The sequence below is a fragment of the Desulfonatronum lacustre DSM 10312 genome (genome assembly GCF_000519265.1).
Taxonomy (GTDB): Bacteria; Desulfobacterota; Desulfovibrionia; order Desulfovibrionales; family Desulfonatronaceae; genus Desulfonatronum; species Desulfonatronum lacustre.
The window spans coordinates 3,473,765-3,490,309 of sequence record NZ_KI912608.1 but is presented as its reverse complement, the minus strand read 5'-3'; the positions used below and the strand labels follow the sequence as shown (position 1 = coordinate 3,490,309).

Sequence of the window (16,545 nt, the reverse complement as noted above, 5' to 3'; positions counted from 1 at the left end):
GCCGGGCGTTAGACCATTAAAAGGAAGAGATGGTGAGAAAATACAAAACATCCAAGGTTTTTGTTCCAGGCGGCATGCCGAGATTAACTTACGTTCCTCGCGAGGCTATCAAACTTGAAGCTTCGTTACGCAACGCCGTTGAAAATCTCCACAAACTAATCACCGTTACGGGCCAGACAAAGTCCGGAAAAACTGTATTGGTGAACACCGTCCTTCCGAGGGCTGACGTCGGGCAAAATATCTGGATAGATGGGGGTAGCGTAGCGTCTGAAAATGATTTTTGGACGACAATTCTTCATGAACTCGGAGAGGCCACAACGCTGGAGGAAAACAGTAGCTCTTCCAGTACAAAATCAGTTGATGGTGAAGTGCAGGGTGGCGTTGGGGTTCCCTTTGTCGCCGATGTTAAGGGAAAAACAAAAACCGGATTGATGAAGGCCAGTTCGAGCGGGAAGGGCAAAAAACTTGAGCTAACTCCTAGAACAGCAGCACTTCGTGCGCTACGAGATTTTGATGGTTCTATCGTTGTAGACGATTTCCACTATTTAGATAGAGCCTTTCAAGGATCAGTCATTCGTGCGTTGAAACCTCTCATATTTGAAGGGTTGCCGGTCGTCCTGATTGCGATCCCTCATCGAAGATACGACGCAGTGAGAGTAGAAAGGGAAATGACTGGTCGCATCGAAGATATCGAAGTTCCGTCGTGGTCTCTCGAAGAGCTAGAGTTGATCCCAATCACAGGTTTTCCTCTCCTTAACGCACGATTAGCACCAGGCATCGGGCGCCAGTTCGCTTCGCAAGCCTATGGCAGTCCTCACTTAATGCAGGAATTTTGTCAGCGTCGTGCATTCCAAGAAGGATTGATAGAGACGTCTCGATCTAGAATTACAATTTCATCCGTAGATGATGACCTATATCATCAAGCTGCTGAGGGTACGGGGAAAGTAATATATGACAAGCTGTCGAAAGGCCCACGCCAACGTTCCGACCGTCTTCAACGTGCTTTAAGTGATGGTGGTTCTGCAGATATTTATGGAGTCGTATTAAAGGCACTTAGCGTCTTAGCCCCGGGCTTGGAAACTATTGAATATGAACACCTACGGGCGGCAATTCGTCAAGTTCTTGATGAAACACCTCCCCAAGCTCACGAGGTTTCGCGCGTGTTGGAACGCATGGCCGAGATAGCTGCAAGCGATGAAGCATCTACGCCAGTTATTGATTGGGAAAAAGAAGAGCAAAAACTGCATATCACTGATCCGTTCTTTGCTTTCTATCTAAAGTGGGGAGCGATCTAACAATCGGCTGCACTAGGACGTCAAACTCTTCGCTTCGCTGCGAGTTTGCCGCCTGTGAGCCGTGGCGTTAGGCAATTCCTCGGTCAAGGAGTGTAGATGGGCATTGAAAATGAATTAGTAGAATTCCTAGAAAGCAGCATCAAGGATGGAGCCAATAAGGCAAGGGATATTGAAATTGTAAAATTTTACTATGGCCTAAATGAATCGCCTTGGCCTACATTAGAGGAAACTGCAAGCCAATTTGGTGTTGGCACCAGAGAAAGAATCAGGCAGCTGCTTAATTCCAAGTTCAGAGACAATGTCACCAAACATTCTATTCCTTCTTTAAATGATTTTGTTCAAACTTTGCAGTCCAAAGACTTTTGGCTTTTCTCAGAGCTTGAAAACGAAGTTTGTGAGGCTGGACTAATCGATAGGGGGCGTCATTTAAAAGGAATATTTAATCTAATTGATGATGTAAACCTTGATTGTGATTTTGAATTTACACTCCAGAATTAAAACGAGCCACGAGAAACTCGATTGCAACCAGCAAGAATATATTCTTAATCAGGAATTCCATTGTTAAAGATATTAGGAAGTTGCTCAAAAAAGCACAAGGCTTACCAGGTCGTTGTGGTATTGCGAACTTAAATTATTTGAGAGAGGAGCTTGGTCAATACTATTCGCTCGTTGCATTATTAATTGAAAGCTCGCCTACGTCTTGGGTTCGTGTGATTGGCGATGGCTACTGGTATATTTTTGAGAACAGAGATAACACCATTATCAACTATAGCGAAAAAGTTTTTGGTATTGTTGAATATTGCAACATAACTAGGCTGGCAGAAACGTATAGAAATGCCCTAGATGGTAGGAGCTATAAGTATCCGTACCCGCCTACAGAAATTATCGAGGAATACTTAAGAAGTTCTGTATACATGGCTAACACTGATCATGGGTTAAAATTTATAGGCGAAACCACAAAGCTTAATGGAATAGAAGAGGATTTGGTATCATCCTTTACCCATGGTCAAAGCGCATCATTTCCTGATCTTGATAAATACTTATCTAATAAATGTTATGGAAGACCACACATACTAAAAACAACAAATTTTTCACCGTTAGTATATGTAGATAAGACTAAAGGTCGAAGGCATTATGTATACAGCCTTGTTGGCCATCGAGCTGCCGCACAGGATGATGGTTTAGGTGTTGATGCCTATGAAAATTATCTTCGTAGACTAAGAAAGCTTCTAGAAGCCGGGACGGATGAAACAAGAGAGCAAATAGCAAGAAGAGAACAGCGCATATTACAAGAGTGGCTATTTAAGGATAAAACGCATGAAAACTGCGCTGTTTGCGGATTAGAGTTCAGCGTAAATACTTTAGTCGCCGCACATAAAAAGCCGAGATCAGATTGTAATGATGCAGAACGATTAGACCCATATATTGTAATGCCGGTGTGTTTGATGGGGTGTGATTATCTTTATGAAAATATGTATGTCTATATCGAAGGCGCTGAGATAAAGCGTGGTCTGTCTTTTCCGAACGCAAGTGCTGAATCTAGCTTTATTGAAAAACTTGTTGGTCGGACAGTTGATTCAAAATGGCTTTTAGGCAATCAGTCATATTTTCGTTCGCCTAACCCATAAGGATTGACACGACCTGAAAGGTCGTTTCAATCCATTGTTCAAGAAGCCCGCCGCGTTGGCACGGATATTTGCTATTAGGGTAAAGCTTTTTCGGTCTGGCAGGGGGAGGCGGGGTACAACCAGGCTAATGCAGCCGACGTAAAAAGCCGCGCGGCTGATTAGCGGCGTTCGCCAAACACAAACAAGTTGAGGATGTTGTATGATTCAGCAAGCAGAGATTGCTTCAATATTGCAGAAGTTGAAGACCACTCCAAGCGAGCGTTTGGAGAGCGATATTCTTGAATTTAAACTTTATTCTTCAGAGCAAGCTCTGCACAACGCCAAGGAACTAGCTGAGGAGTTTTCCGCTCTTGCAAACCATCGTGGGGGACACATCATTGTTGGAATCCGTGACAGCTCAGATATCCGGTGCTCTCGTTGGATTGATCAACTTGTTGGATTCCCGATCGTTGACTTGCATACAACTCAGGAGCGTCTTTCAGGCAAGCTGAGGCCAAAGCAGAATTTGAGCTTAGCCCAGTACACATTCGAGGGATGCAACTATCTCATTATTTGCGTTCCAAAGCACCGCGATACTCTCGTGTCAACAACATCAGGAAAGGTCTGTATACGTGATGGGAAATCCAGTCGCGCAATGGAGCCTGATGAGATATCAAAGGCAGTCAAGGCACTTCAAGACTATGACTGGAGTGCGGAATATCTCGACATCACCGCAGATAATGCCCTAGATACCGAGGCAGTGACTGAAGCATTCTTGGACTTCTCTTCGCGCCGACAGACTACCAACTCGACAATCCCAGATTTTCTGGAAGCTATCGGTGTAACCGTGAATGGTCGGCTGACAAAATCAGGACTCTTGCTTCTCGGCAAAGCAACCACTATCCGCGAGAAACTCGGTAACTTTGAATATCGGTTTAGCAGGAAAACGAGAACAGGGCAATTATTGATCAATGATGTATGGGATGATTGTCTCTGGCACACAATAAAACGTGCAAAAACACATTTCGAGAATTGCAACACACCGGCTGAAATCGTATTTCAGAAGGCGAAGTACAGCGTGCAACTCCTCGACCGAATAGCATTCCATGAGGCATTCCTGAACGCCCTCGTTCACCGTGATTACTCCCTTGATGGAATGGTTGCTGTTGAATTTCTTGATGACAAATTGACGATAACAAGCCCGGGCATCTTCTATGGAGGTGTGCGCCCTGAAAATATCTTCCGACATGAGCCTCGCCACAGGAACAAAAATTTAGCGCGAATGTTGATGGAGTACCACCTCGTGGATCGCGCGGGGATGGGGGTTTTTCGCATGAGTTTGAACTCATTGCGCTACGGTCGCGGCTTCCCGACATTCGAGGAACAGGATAATTCTGTCATAGTCACAATGCAGGCACAATACATTCGGCCAGCGGTCTTTGTAACGAGTGAGACTCACAAGGACGTCTGTGGGATCTCGGAATTCATGGTGCTGAATTCCGTCTACCAAACAGGTCTCGTGCCAGTGTCATCTTTAGAAGCACATCTCTGTAAAATTGAGGCTGACCCATGGGAAAAAATTAAGGTGGCAGTAAATAACCTTCCCTATGTTCAATTCTGTGGCGACAAATCAGGTGTTTACATTCGTACACGGCCAGATTGGAATAATTTCTTTGAGGTGCAGAAGACATATCGCTTATCTCCAGCAAGCGGTAAGTATGTAGACCTGTATATGTTCCTAAAAATTCATAGAAGTGCTCCAAACAGCGATATCAAGGCACTGCTAGGACACAACCACACCTCACAGACAAGTATGTTTCTGCGGGACACCAAGTTCGTGCGACGACAGGGAAAAGGTCCTGGCGCCACCTGGTCTTTGACAGAAGCAGAAACTTGCGAACAAAGCGCTCAACCGGACGCTCAATCCGCAGGGGTGACAAGTTAGCAGTGTAGATATCGAGTCCATAGTGCTTCGGCGCACCGGTTAGCTTTGCGTTGGGCGAGACGATGACATGAGTATGATATCGGAATTACTCCCAGTACTTGGAGCTGCGTTAGCAGCTACGGTAGCAGCAGCTGCACTTAGTCAGCTGATGCGCCCATTGCTTCTTGAACAAAAAGATCGGCGTGAGAAGGCGCGCGCCAAGTTGAAAGATCAAATCAAGAAGAAACTTCAAAACGGCATCAAGCTCGAGTCGAACGAAATCTCTGATATCGGTCGAGGCCTTGGTCTGTCAGCGGTCCAGTCAATCGAATCGCTATATGAATTGTATTCGGAGGCAGAAGAAGAGGATCAACACAGTCACTTTAAGTCGCTTCTGTCCGAGCTAAACAGAGCAGAGCCATTCGAATCACTCCCAGAAGAAGTTCGGCCATCGCTTGCGCGTCTATCTCTGATCTGCAAAGAAACCTCGCAGGATAGTGACAAGGAGTTACTTCATCCAATAACGAAAGTGCTGGGTGAGTATCAGGAAATGAAACGCGATCACGCCTCAATTAAGAAACAAAGTCGCGTCTCTTATGTCGTGGCGCTAGTTAGCTTTTTCATAGGTGTTGTTGGTCTCGGTCTCGCGTTCTCCGGTCCAAGCAAGGAATTCATCGCTGAAGAATTGAAGAGGTCGACGGCTAGTATTCATGAACATATAACTGCCGCCCAACAAGGGGCTGACTGCGTCCATCCGGCCCGTTAGGCAAAAAATATGGACTCATCACAAGATAAATACCGAGCAATTCTCATTGAGATCAAGCGGCGAATGGCTATCGTAGATTCATTCCTTTATGGTCAAGCCCACGCACTCTACTTACCAACCACCGTTGAGTCCGTCTGTTTGCAAATTAGAAAGATTCTAGAACTGGTTGCATTTAGCTCTTTAATTGCCAATAGAGAAATATATTCCGCCCAACACAAGAAATTTGCAGAGCACTGGAATGCCAGGCTAATGCTAAAAGATCTAGAACGCATCAATCCAGATTTTTATCCGCACCCCATCATACAAAACCCAAGTAGAACGCCGGGTATCACCTCTGATTGGGCGGATCGAAAAGATGATTTTCTAACAAAAGAACAGTTTATTAAGGCTTACGAGAAGTGCGGCGGAATACTGCACGCTGATAACCCCTATGGCACTAAAACAGACTATCCGCATTATCAGGAGCAGGCCAAAGACTGGCGAAACCGAATAGTTAACCTGCTTAACGCACACACCATCAAGCTAATTAACGATAAGAACCTCTATCTTTTTCAAATGGGAGCAAAAGATGCAAACCCTAGTTACAATGCTTTTGCCCCAGTCGAACGATAAAGGCCTAACAAGTGGCTGTTGCCGGACGCACCTACGCTACGCTCCGGTGCGCCGCAAAGCCAAGCGTTCCCGCGACGCTTCCGCGTCGTGAGAGCCCGTTAACTGCCACAGGAGAGACCCATGCACGATGCGTTCCTCTGGAACTTCATGCTGTACTCACTGGCGATCAACTACGGCGTTCTGCTTTTCTGGTTCATCGCTTTTCTGTTTGCGCGGGACTCAATTCAAAGGCTTCATGGCAAGTGGTTTCGGCTTCAGCCGGAGCAGTTTGACGCCATTCACTATGGTCTCATGGGTGCCTACAAGCTCGGAATCATTCTATTCAATGCCGTCCCGCTGCTGGCCCTCTGGCTAATGGGGCGTGGTGGCAGCTAACCCAGAAGGCTAACCCACAAGGATTGACACGACCTGAAAGGTCGTTTCAATCCATTGTTCAAGAAGCCCGTCGCGTTGGCACGGATATTTGCTATCAGGGTAAAGCCTTTTCGATCTGACAGGGGGCGGCGGGGAACGTGCCGGCTGTGTTCGCCCAGCGGCCGGGCTGGTAGAAGAGCGGCCTCCTCAAACGGCGTGAATCATCGCGCTTGCGATTCCCAGAATTCTATTTCGAAACGGCTGCCTGTCGGCGACCCACAAGGACATCTGCATGGCCAACCGCAAAGTGAAGGAGAACCTGGTCATTAAACTGCGTGAGCCGGCTTTGAATGCGTATCTGAGTTGGCGGATGGTATTCTTATTTCAGCGGCAAGTGGGAAAATAATCCCTTGACAGAAAAAAGAACCTGTATTTTATAACGCAACTCACGGCCTGCGCAAGCGTTGGCCGTGCGTTTTCCTCCGTCAGGTTCCGCAAGGATGAAATGGGAAGTCCGGTGAAAGTCCGGCGCTGGCCCGCAACCGTGAAAGGGGACGAACGCCACGATATGCCACTGTCCGGCTTTTTGCCGCCGGATGGGAAGGCGTGGCAAGTAGGATGATCCTCAAGCCGGGAGACCTGCCTGATGGAGCTGCATTGTTTCGCGGCTTCGAGGCACAAGCCGGATTCACGTCGTCCCCTTTAGGGGGCGGCCCCATTTCCTCGAAGCCTCCTCAGTCTTCTACCTGCGACACCTCGCCGGTCTGATGAGAGAGAGATTGCTTTGTTCATTCGCCGAGACGTCGAGAACTCTTTCATGAACAAGCCTTAACCGCTCCGTTCACGGGCCAACGCGGCCTCTTCATGGCGCCCCTGGCTTTCCAGGGCCTTGGCCAGCACGTCCCAGTACGCGCCCTGTTCCGGAAACAGGGCCACGCTTTGCCTGGCCAGGGTTTCGGCGATTTCCGCGTCCTCGCCCTGTTCGAGATACATCTTGGCCAGCAGGTGCATGGCCAGGGCGTCCTTGGGGTTATGTACCAGGGCTTGATGCAGGTGCTCCCGTGCCTGTTCGAGATTGCCTTCCCGCAATTCCAGCCGGGCCAGGTGACGGTGGGTCAGCCCTTCGCCGCCCGGGAGCGAGCGGGCCCGGGCGTAACAATCCCGCGCGGCCTCCATGTCGTCGCTCTGCTCGGCCAGTTGCCCCAGGCGGATCAGGCTGAAGATGTGTTTCGGGTCCAGTTCCAGGCAGCGCTCGAAAAAGTGCCGGGCCTGGTCGGGCTCGCCCTGCTTCAGCAGGGTATGGCCCTGGTTGTAGGTGGCCATGATGTCGTCCGGAGCCTGGCGCAGAATGGCCGCGAACTGAGCCGACGCCTCGCCGTATTTGCCCAGCCGGGCATAGCAAACTCCCAGGGAGTTTCTGGCAATGAGGTTGGTCTCCTCCGCCAGCAGGGCCAGCTTGTACTCTTCCACGGCGGAATAGATGTCTCCGCTGGAAAAGGCCCGGTCCGCGCTAACCGTCAGAGAGGTGGAACAGAAGACCACGGCGTTGGGCTTAGGCAGCATCAGGGCGTGCTCCAGGGCCTTGCGGCAGTTCTCCAACGTATCCACTTTGTTGAAGTTCAGCCAGGGATACTCCGCCAAGCCCACGTAAACCGATCCGCGCAGCGTTTCCTCGGCGTCCCGGACCAGGGCCTTTGCCGAATCCTCCACGTCCCGAGCGCCGGACTCCGGAATCAGGCAGGCCAGGGTGCTGAAGCTGAACCGACCGAGGAGCATATCCGGCCCCAGTTTTTCCGCGGCCATGGCCCCGAGCTGATGCATCTTGCGCTCCACGTCGCCATGGTCCAGCGGCTCCGACTCCACGGAGCCCCCTTCCAGAAAGGCCAACATCACGGCAAACCGCGCATGCTTCTGACGAAAGTCCGTCCAATGCCGCGAGAAGTCTTGGGTCCGCAAGGGCATCCAAGCCCGCGCGTCCTCGGGAGACGGCTCACCTTCGCCGTCGGCCTCCCGAGGCTTCTGTTCGCGCACCTTGACGTCAAGCCCTAAAACAGGCCCCGGGCCCTCGCCCCTAACCTGATCTTCCTGACGCTGGTCTTCCTGACGAATCGCTCGGTGTTCCCGCCTCCTCTCGTTCACGGTGCCGAACACGTCCTGCCAGCTTCCCGGGTGCAGGATGGTCAACTGGTCTTCCGGCAAGATGGCGCAGCCTGCTGGGTCGTGCAACAGGACGATCTCGGCCACGGAGGTCTCCCCCTGGACCTCGATCAGCTGGATTTCAGCCTTGCAGAACCGGGACGGCGGCACCTCTTTTCCTCCCGGCTCCAAGGGCGCGGCGGCACCGAAACCATTCTCCCCGGGCGCAGCCCAGACGAGAAAGCGCTGCCCTTCCCGGGCGTCCACGGAGCGGCCCAGGCTGACCAGAACGCGGTTCATGGGCAAAACGTCCAGCACGATCCCGCTTTCCCGGAGAATGCCGGAAAAGCCCCGAATTCTTCCCGGGCCGTGCTCCTGGGCGTCGCGCAGGGCCCTCCGGGCCTTTTCCAGCATCAACCCGGTCTGCTCCCGGACCGAGCGCCGCAGTTGCCGACCATGAAAGTCCTGAGGATAGGTCACGAACCCCTGGCTGACGGAGAGCCGGACCCGTTCGCCGTTGATCTTGTTTTCACAGCGCAGTTCCGAGACTTCCCGGACCAGGTTCGACGCCAATTGATGGCACTTCGTCGTGGTGGCTCCGGAAAAACAGATGGCCAGGGTATCCTCGCGCAACCGCGCGCAGATGGCCTGTTCCGGAGCCATGCGGACGACGAGCCGCGCCAGATCCTGGAGCACCAGGTCGCCGAACTGGTATCCCCAGCGCTCGTTGATCCGGGAAAACCCGTCCACATCCAGACAGATCAGCCCCACGCTGGCACTGAACTCGGAAAACCCGTCCTCCAGGCTGCCCGGAGTGTCCGGCCACAGTCCGCGATGCACCAGCCGAATCTCCCGGTTCAGGTTTTGTTCCAGACAAGCCGCGTTGGCCAAACCCGTGAGCGGGTCCACCTGGGTCTTCTTGTGCAGCAGCAGATTGTCCATGATCTGATGGCACAGGCAGGACCACAGGTGAAGGGTGTTCTTGGTCACCCGGCCGGGCACGTTACGAGCCACGAAAATGCCCAAAAGCTCCCCATGGCGATGCAATGGCAGCAGGGCCTTCTTTTCCTGAGGGTGATAGACGGGAACGAGGCGTTGCCCCTGATCGTCGGCGACGAGCATGTCCTGGGGCGGATGGGCCGGAAAGTACAGGCCGTAGGAGGAGAACGACAGGAACCCGGCCATGGCTTGGCGCAGTTCGGGTTCCAGGGAGATCAAATCCTGGCGCTCAAGGCGAATGTTTGATTCCGACGTATCTGGTGTCTTGATGAACATCCGAAAAGATCCTGAACCACCGCCGGGCCGGGCGGAAATTTTCCGCCAGGGCGGCCCGTCATCTCCACCGAGGGAGAGAAGGTAGCACGTTTTGGGCTGGAAACGTAGTCGCCTTGGCGAAAATTGTCCATGGTGATTGAGCGCGGTTACAGGGCAAATCTGTTCTCGTCAAAAATCCAAATCGCGATCGAAATCGAAAAATGTTGTGCATCACCCTGTGATTACGCCATCTATCTTGGATAGGATCTTCGATTTCGATCACGATTTCGATACCGATCCCCCTGAGCGTGGCTATCCAACGCCCTCACTGTTGCAGTTCGGCCCGCTTCCGGAACCAGTCCGCGACAAAGACGTCCATGACCATTTGCACAAGATGGTAGGCGATGCCCGGGACCATGGCCAGGGGAAAGGCGTGGGCAAAGTAGCCGGCCCAGACCAGGTAGGAAATGGTCAGGGTCTTCTGAGAGGTATGGATGGTAAAGGCCGAGGTGGAGGGCCGGTCCAGGCGGATGCCTTTGGAAATGGCGTAGTTCAGGATGAGAATGAGCATGTGCAGGACGATCATGAACCCGAACAAACCGATGAAGCCCAGGCCCACCGCGCCGATCACGCCCACGGAACTGGATACGGCGTTGAAGATGATCAACAGGACCACGGATTGGGAGAAAATCGAAAACACCTTTTTGTAGGGCGCGACGTGATCTTTGATCCACGGTCGCAGAAATTGGCCGAGCACCGTGGGCAGGAGCACGATGCTGCTCAGGGTGATCAAAATCTGCCGCACCGGCAGGGACACGGCTTCCTCCAAGTGGAGAAAGTCGCCCATGAATCCCAGAATGGCGTTGAGCACCAGCGGGATGGTCAGCAGGGAGAAGAAGTTGCACAGAACGCAGATGAACAGGCTCAGGGGGACGTTGCCCAGGGCCATGGCCGTCATCACCGTGCCCGAGGCCACGGTCACCGGGGCCGCGGCGATGATGATCGACCCGATGATGAAGTCGACGTTGCTGCCGAAAAACATCGAGGCCAGCACGGCCGTGAGCACGGGGATCAGGATCAGGGCCGAAATCAAGGAGGCCATGAGCACTCGAACGTTCTTGATCTGTTCCAGGATGGTACGCGTATCCAGGCTGAATCCGGTGATCAGGAAAGTCAGAAAAATGGCGTAATTGAGGATCTGATGTTCCTTGACGAACACGCCCAGGCCGGGAACCACGAAGGCCAGGGCCGAAACCACGGCCATGCCGACGAAGAACCAATGTTTTTTGAGGAAGGGGATCATGTTGGTAGATTCTTTTTCGGTGTCGCTATCGGGATCGGAATCGGGATCGGAATCGGGATCGAATCCAGGTTATTGGCGTATAGAAAATATCGGTCTCGATAGCGATTCCGACGCCGACACCGACGACTGCATTATCTCGAGCAAATAAAGCATGCTTGAATGAGAAGAAGTATGACAAGGCCAAGGGCGTGTCCTTAGCGCCAAATATTTGCTGACGCAATCATCGCTCCATGCCCCCGAAATCCGCAAGCTCGAAGCGACGATTGCCCCCGAGGAACCGGGCTGATTTCAGAACCCAGCCGCGTGAGGATGCAGGCGCAACAGGCCGGTCTCGCTCATAACCTCCAGTCCCAGAATGGCCGCCGCGAACAGCAGCCCGATCAGGCAAAGCAGCCGGAGCATCGGCCCTCTCCGCCGGTCCATGAGCACGATCAGCGTGGGCAGGATGCCGAACAGGATCACGATGCCCACCCCGCCCACGATGTCCAGGGCCTTCAAAAAGATGTCCGGATAGATCAGCCCGATGGCCAAGGGCGGCAGAAAGGTCAGGGCGACCACCAACAGGCGGTTGTTCACCCCGAAGGTGTTCAGTGTCAGGTCGCGCAGAAAGCTCAGCAGGCCCAGCCCATTGGCCAGAAACGAGGTGCAGATGGCCACCAGGGCGAAGAACGAGGCGAACAGGGTGAACGTCGCGCTCTGGATGATCGCGCCCATGGGCACTGTGGCCGGGGTGTTCGTCTTCCAGGCCTCCAGGATGCTGTTTTCCCCGGTCAGGGGGATCACCCCGATGCCCACCGTCACCCACAAGGCGTTCATTACGAAAGCCAGCAGCATTCCCAACAACACCGCCCGCCGAAACATGGCCATGTCCCATTGCAGGTTCGCGGTGACCGTGGGAATAATGTTATGGAAGTGAAACGCGGTGACGATGATCGGCAGGGTCGCGGGAAGAAAGGCCCAGTCCGTGTAGCGCATGCCGGTGGCGTCGATATGTCCGCTGCCCATGAACACCAACAAAGCAAAGGTCCCGGCCAGGATCAGCACCAGCATGGTGTTCAAGCGCTGGATCAGACTGAGGTTGATGCAGGTCAGGGTGATCAACGGGATGGCGAACAGCAGGGTGACCAGGGTCTGCTGCGCCTCCATGCCCAGCAGGCTGGCCACGATCTTCGCGCCGCCGGTGAAATAGGCGGTCAGCAACCCGTACAGGATGATCATGTTCGCGACGATGGCCGCCCACTTGCCCGTGGAGCCCAGAAACTTCTCATACAACGAGGGATAGTCGAAGGTCTCGCTGCGGCTTTTGGCCGCCTGATCGCCGAGGATTTGGGCCGTGAGAAACATCATGGCCCCGCCCGCGACCATGGCCAGCAGCGACGGCCACAACCCGGCCAGGCCGGTGTTGATGGGCAGCCCCAGAATCCCCGCGCCCACGAGGTTTCCGGCGATCAACGCCGCCGCCGCGATGGTCGCCCCGGCCCCCAGTCCCGTCGAACGAGTATGATCCATGGCCATGCTCCTGCTTGCTGGTTTCAGCGGTCAATTGAAGCCCCTGACATGAAAAGCCGTCCTTACGCTCGAAACCCGCAAAAAGGCAATCCATTGTACTCCGAGGGCGCATGGGGCGGATTTGTTCTCGAACCACGAACGTTCTGGATCGGTATCGAAATCGAAATCGCTATCGAAATCGGAAAGTTACCAGAAATCGATTTCGATCACGATTTCGATTTCGATGATTACTGGCCCACCCTGGGGGGGGCGCCTTGAACACCCTGCTATTTATCAGCCCGAAATTATAGAAATTCTACAGAGTACAAAATTGCCCTGAAGGGGCGCATTCCGGGCTTGTACGCCCGGCAAGTTTGTTTTACGGATGCATGCCCTTCACCCTTCATCCCTCGGACCACGTATGCAAACCACCGCCTCCCCTTCCTCCCCCCCTTCTTTGACCGCGACTCCGGAAATCCTCGCCCCCGCCGGGGACCGGCAGGCGTTTCTCGCGGCCCTGGCCGCGGGTGCGGATGCCGTCTATTGCGGCTTGAAGCATTTCTCGGCCCGGATGGAGGCGGAGAACTTCTCGCTGAACGAACTGGCCGAGCTGACGAATTTGGCCCATGCCAAAGGACGAAAGGTGCTGGTGGCCATGAACACCCTGGTCAAGCCCGGAGATCTCGCCGCTGCCGGTCGGCTGGTGGACCAGTTGCAACGCCATGTGCGCCCGGACGGGCTGATCGTACAGGACCTGGGGCTGCTGGCCCTGGCCGGACAATGCGGCTTTTCCGGAGAACTGCACCTGTCCACCCTGGCCTGCATGAGCACGGTTTCCGGGCTGCAAGCCGCGGCGCGTCTCGGAGTTCGGCAGGTGGTCCTGCCCCGGGAGCTGCACCTGGATGAAATCAAGCTGATGGCCGAGGCCTGCCCGCCGGGGATGCACCTGGAAGTGTTCGTTCACGGAGCGCTCTGCTACGCCGTATCCGGGCGGTGCTACTGGAGCAGCTACATGGGCGGCAAGAGCGGGTTGCGCGGGCGCTGCGTCCAGCCCTGCCGCCGCCGCTACACCCAGGAAAACCGCCGGGGCGGATTCTTCTCCTGCCAGGATCTGAGCCTGGACGTCCTGGTCAAGACCCTGTTGGACATCCCGCAGGTGCGCACCTGGAAGATCGAGGGCCGTAAGAAAAGCGCTCACTATGTCTTCTACACCACCACCGCCTATCGCCTGCTCCGGGACGAGGCCGTTTCCGTACGCTCCAGGAAAGAGGCCGCGGCCCTGCTGGAAATGGCCCTGGGCCGACCCGGGTCCCATGCCGGCTTTCTGCCACAACGCCGGTACATCCCTCTGGCCCCGGACAGCCACCTTGGCTCCGGCCTGCTGGCCGGCCACGTACCCAAGGACGCCAAAAGCCCGTTCATCCGCCCCCGCATCCCGCTGCTTCCCGGGGACCTGCTCCGTCTGGGCTCCGAGGATCAACCCTGGCACCGGGTCATCCGCGTCACCCGGCCACTGCCCAAGGGCGGGCGATTCGATCTGGCGACCGGGCCCGGTAAAAAACGGGCCATCGGCGGCTTTGATCAAGAGAATAAAGGGGCAAAAGTTCGGGACAGAGGAGGACGCCCACGAAGCGACAAGCCTGGCGGAAAATACGGAATGGATACCCCGGGCCACCCGCCCGCCGGGACCCCGGTCTGGCTGATCGACCGCCGGGAACCGGAACTGCATCGTTTGCTGCACCAGTTGGAGCAAGAGGTCGCGGACATGGCCGCATCCAAGACGAGGCCCGGGACCGAAGCGTCCATCCCGGCCTCGACGTTCACCCCGGCCCTGCCCGAAACGCGCCGTCCGGAAGGCCGCCCCTGGTTGATGCGGGTCGCCCGTAGGCCGCAACGCCGCGCCAAGGACGCAACCCGGGCCATGTGGCTGGACCCGAAATTCCTGGAGCACATGACCAGCGCCACGTGTCGCGATCTCTGCTGGTGGCTGCCCCCGGTGATCTGGCCGGAGGAAGAGGAAGTCTGGCACCAAGCCCTGGGCAAGGTTCGCTCCGCGGGCGCGGAGGTGTTCGTGTGCAACGCCCCCTGGCAAATGGCTTTGTTCAACGAGGGCCAGGAAGGTTTCCGCCCGGCCCGCCTCTGGGCCGGACCGTTCTGCAATACGGCCAACGCCCTGGCCCTGGACCGGCTGGCCGATTTGGGGTTCACCGGCGCGGTGGTCAGCCCGGAACTGGACGAGCAAGCCATCCTGGACCTTCCAGAGCACAGTCCTCTGCCCCTGGGAATCGTCACGGCCGGGTTCTGGCCCTTGTGCGTCTCCCGCTGGCGGGCCGAAGAACTCCGCGTCGACACCCCGTTGACCAGCCCCAAACAGGAAATCGCCTGGGCCCGCGAATACGGATCGAATCTCTGGGTTTTTCCAGACTGGGCTCTGGACCTGCGCCAACACCTGCCCCGCCTGGAGTCCGTCGGTTACCGCCTATTCGTGGAACTGGAGGAAAAACTCCCCTCCGGCCTGGGACAACGCCCCCGCACTTCGCCGTTCAACTGGAACCTGCGGTTGTTGTAAAAACAAACGCCGAACACGATGGGTAACCGTGCTCGGCGTTTTGGTTTTGGAGGAAGACGGACAATCTTCCATCAAAATGAAAATTACGGTCGCACCTTGAGGACTTGGCCGGGGTTGATCCGATCTCCGGAAATATTGTTCAGACGACGCAAATCGTCCACGCTCACCCCGTAGGTTTGGCTGATCCGGAACAGGGTTTCGCCGGGCTGCACTTCGTGGGTCACCGGCCTGGACGCGGCCGGACGTGGCTGTTCGGCTGGGGCAGCCTGGGGCGCGGGAGCCGGGGTCGCGGCGGTCTGCTGCTGTTGTCGGGGCTGGGTCGGTTGTTGAGTCGGCTGTTGCGCAGGTTGCGGAGCGGGTTGCCTAGCCGGTTGGGCCGCGGCCTGACGCTGTTCCTGGCGCTGTTCCTGGCTCGGCGCGGTCTCGGCTGCCTGTTCCTTCATTTCGCGGGAAAGCTTGTCCACCCGCATGGTCAGAATGCTGAAATCGCCCTGCATCCGCACCAGGGCCTGCTGCCGCCCGCTCTCTTGATTTTCCAACCCGACCAGTTTCGTCTCAATGACCTCCAGTCGGGCCAGGATGTCATGAAAATCGCGATCCGACTTGCTCCCGCCGCCTGAAGAGGCGATAATCACCAGCAGGACCAGCACGAACAGACCGATGCCTCCCAGGATCACATACTTTCCTCTCCCTTCGAGAGCGTCGCGTAGCGACCCCCGCTCTTCCTCCTCAGGGACCTCGACCTCCTGGCGCTCTTGCTCCATGGATTCCAATTTCTGCAACCAGCTTTTCTTATCCATAACACTATACTCCCATTGGCGGTGACGTTTCTTCTCATGTTTTCAAAAAACCTTTCAACTTGCAAGTGTTTTGCCGCCTCCCCGCTGTTTCTCATCCTTTCACGCCGAACTTTTCCCTTGAACGAATCATGTCGCGAACCGACGAACGAAAAAACTTGAAAAAAAACGCTTGACACGTTTCGGAAAATTTCATTATTGCTCTTCCCCATGCATTCCTCCACTACTTTCCTCTCCACGAACTTTTATTTTGGTTTTTTTTATTTTTGGCGTGGTTTGGCCTGTGGTCAGAGGGAAGCGGTGTATCCGAAATAGTAGGAAACTCTATCAAAACCGCTCTCAAAGGGCCGCAGGCAAACCGCCGGCGGCCCTTTTTTTATGGCTGAATCGGTGGAAGCGACCCCCCGAGACAACACCAGGCGACAATGCCGGGGGAGGGG

General features: G+C 54.8%; 13 protein-coding genes and 1 riboswitch. Of the genes, 9 read left to right on the top strand and 4 right to left on the bottom strand.

Features of this window, described 5'->3' with window-relative positions; genetic code table 11:
* Positions 1 to 29: 29 nt before the first annotated feature.
* The 7 genes from DESLA_RS0116435 to DESLA_RS0116410 all read left to right on the top strand — a co-directional run bounded on the left by DESLA_RS0116435 (position 30) and on the right by DESLA_RS0116410 (position 6,579).
* Positions 30 to 1,295 carry a hypothetical protein gene (locus DESLA_RS0116435; RefSeq protein WP_211239068.1) on the top strand — a complete coding sequence of 422 codons (1,266 nt, stop codon included), beginning with the start codon at positions 30 to 32 and terminating at the stop codon, positions 1,293 to 1,295.
* 96 nt (positions 1,296 to 1,391) lie between these two features.
* Complete coding sequence (locus tag DESLA_RS23360) at positions 1,392 to 1,793, top strand: hypothetical protein (protein WP_028573319.1); 402 nt, start codon at positions 1,392 to 1,394, stop codon at positions 1,791 to 1,793.
* An 80-nt stretch (positions 1,794 to 1,873) separates the two neighbouring features.
* Positions 1,874 to 2,923, top strand: coding sequence for a hypothetical protein (locus tag DESLA_RS21040; protein WP_211239067.1), 1,050 nt, complete (start codon positions 1,874 to 1,876; stop codon positions 2,921 to 2,923).
* Positions 2,924 to 3,122: 199 nt separating this feature from the next.
* On the top strand, positions 3,123 to 4,847 hold the full coding sequence (locus DESLA_RS0116425; RefSeq protein WP_028573318.1) for an RNA/DNA-binding domain-containing protein: 1,725 nt from the start codon (positions 3,123 to 3,125) through the stop codon (positions 4,845 to 4,847).
* 67 nt (positions 4,848 to 4,914) lie between these two features.
* The gene (locus DESLA_RS0116420; protein WP_156932999.1) at positions 4,915 to 5,592 is read left to right on the top strand and encodes a hypothetical protein; all 678 of its coding nucleotides are present in this window, start codon (positions 4,915 to 4,917) and stop codon (positions 5,590 to 5,592) included.
* A 9-nt stretch (positions 5,593 to 5,601) separates the two neighbouring features.
* Positions 5,602 to 6,204 carry a hypothetical protein gene (locus DESLA_RS0116415; protein ID WP_028573316.1) on the top strand — a complete coding sequence of 201 codons (603 nt, stop codon included), beginning with the start codon at positions 5,602 to 5,604 and terminating at the stop codon, positions 6,202 to 6,204.
* A gap of 120 nt (positions 6,205 to 6,324) precedes the next feature.
* Entirely contained in the window at positions 6,325 to 6,579 is a 255-nt protein-coding gene (locus DESLA_RS0116410; protein ID WP_028573315.1) for a DUF6868 family protein, read from the top strand.
* Between the two features lie 449 nt (positions 6,580 to 7,028).
* Positions 7,029 to 7,219: riboswitch (cobalamin riboswitch) on the top strand.
* Positions 7,220 to 7,386: 167 nt separating this feature from the next.
* On the opposite strand, the gene DESLA_RS0116400 is transcribed toward DESLA_RS0116410, so the two are convergent.
* The 3 genes from DESLA_RS0116400 to DESLA_RS0116390 form a co-directional block, all read right to left on the bottom strand.
* Positions 7,387 to 9,969 carry a diguanylate cyclase domain-containing protein gene (locus DESLA_RS0116400; RefSeq protein WP_028573314.1) on the bottom strand — a complete coding sequence of 861 codons (2,583 nt, stop codon included), beginning with the start codon at positions 9,967 to 9,969 and terminating at the stop codon, positions 7,387 to 7,389.
* A 304-nt stretch (positions 9,970 to 10,273) separates the two neighbouring features.
* Entirely contained in the window at positions 10,274 to 11,251 is a 978-nt protein-coding gene (locus DESLA_RS0116395; RefSeq protein WP_028573313.1) for a bile acid:sodium symporter, read from the bottom strand.
* A 288-nt stretch (positions 11,252 to 11,539) separates the two neighbouring features.
* A complete protein-coding gene (locus DESLA_RS0116390) occupies positions 11,540 to 12,760 on the bottom strand; it encodes an aromatic amino acid transport family protein (protein ID WP_051434772.1) in 1,221 nt (406 codons plus the stop codon).
* Positions 12,761 to 12,808: 48 nt separating this feature from the next.
* Between DESLA_RS0116390 and DESLA_RS0116385 the strand changes: the two genes are divergently transcribed.
* On the top strand, positions 12,809 to 13,018 hold the full coding sequence (locus tag DESLA_RS0116385; RefSeq protein WP_028573311.1) for a hypothetical protein: 210 nt from the start codon (positions 12,809 to 12,811) through the stop codon (positions 13,016 to 13,018).
* A 142-nt stretch (positions 13,019 to 13,160) separates the two neighbouring features.
* Positions 13,161 to 15,308 (top strand): peptidase U32 family protein, encoded by a 2,148-nt coding sequence (locus DESLA_RS23355; RefSeq protein WP_051434771.1) that lies wholly within the window; start codon positions 13,161 to 13,163, stop codon positions 15,306 to 15,308.
* An 83-nt stretch (positions 15,309 to 15,391) separates the two neighbouring features.
* Here the strand turns inward: DESLA_RS23355 and DESLA_RS21985 are convergent, their stop codons facing one another.
* Positions 15,392 to 16,108 carry a LysM peptidoglycan-binding domain-containing protein gene (locus DESLA_RS21985; protein WP_051434770.1) on the bottom strand — a complete coding sequence of 239 codons (717 nt, stop codon included), beginning with the start codon at positions 16,106 to 16,108 and terminating at the stop codon, positions 15,392 to 15,394.
* Positions 16,109 to 16,545: the final 437 nt, after the last annotated feature.

Coding starts and splice junctions, on each gene's coding strand:
- DESLA_RS0116425 (WP_028573318.1), top strand. CDS start 3,123: ATGATTCAGCAAGCAGAGATTGCTTCAATATTGCAGAAGTTGAAGACC.
- DESLA_RS23360 (WP_028573319.1), top strand. CDS start 1,392: ATGGGCATTGAAAATGAATTAGTAGAATTCCTAGAAAGCAGCATCAAG.
- DESLA_RS21985 (WP_051434770.1), bottom strand. CDS start 16,108: ATGGATAAGAAAAGCTGGTTGCAGAAATTGGAATCCATGGAGCAAGAG.
- DESLA_RS0116400 (WP_028573314.1), bottom strand. CDS start 9,969: ATGTTCATCAAGACACCAGATACGTCGGAATCAAACATTCGCCTTGAG.
- DESLA_RS0116420 (WP_156932999.1), top strand. CDS start 4,915: ATGAGTATGATATCGGAATTACTCCCAGTACTTGGAGCTGCGTTAGCA.
- DESLA_RS0116410 (WP_028573315.1), top strand. CDS start 6,325: ATGCACGATGCGTTCCTCTGGAACTTCATGCTGTACTCACTGGCGATC.
- DESLA_RS0116395 (WP_028573313.1), bottom strand. CDS start 11,251: ATGATCCCCTTCCTCAAAAAACATTGGTTCTTCGTCGGCATGGCCGTG.
- DESLA_RS0116435 (WP_211239068.1), top strand. CDS start 30: ATGGTGAGAAAATACAAAACATCCAAGGTTTTTGTTCCAGGCGGCATG.
- DESLA_RS0116415 (WP_028573316.1), top strand. CDS start 5,602: ATGGACTCATCACAAGATAAATACCGAGCAATTCTCATTGAGATCAAG.
- DESLA_RS0116390 (WP_051434772.1), bottom strand. CDS start 12,760: ATGGATCATACTCGTTCGACGGGACTGGGGGCCGGGGCGACCATCGCG.
- DESLA_RS23355 (WP_051434771.1), top strand. CDS start 13,161: ATGCAAACCACCGCCTCCCCTTCCTCCCCCCCTTCTTTGACCGCGACT.
- DESLA_RS0116385 (WP_028573311.1), top strand. CDS start 12,809: ATGAAAAGCCGTCCTTACGCTCGAAACCCGCAAAAAGGCAATCCATTG.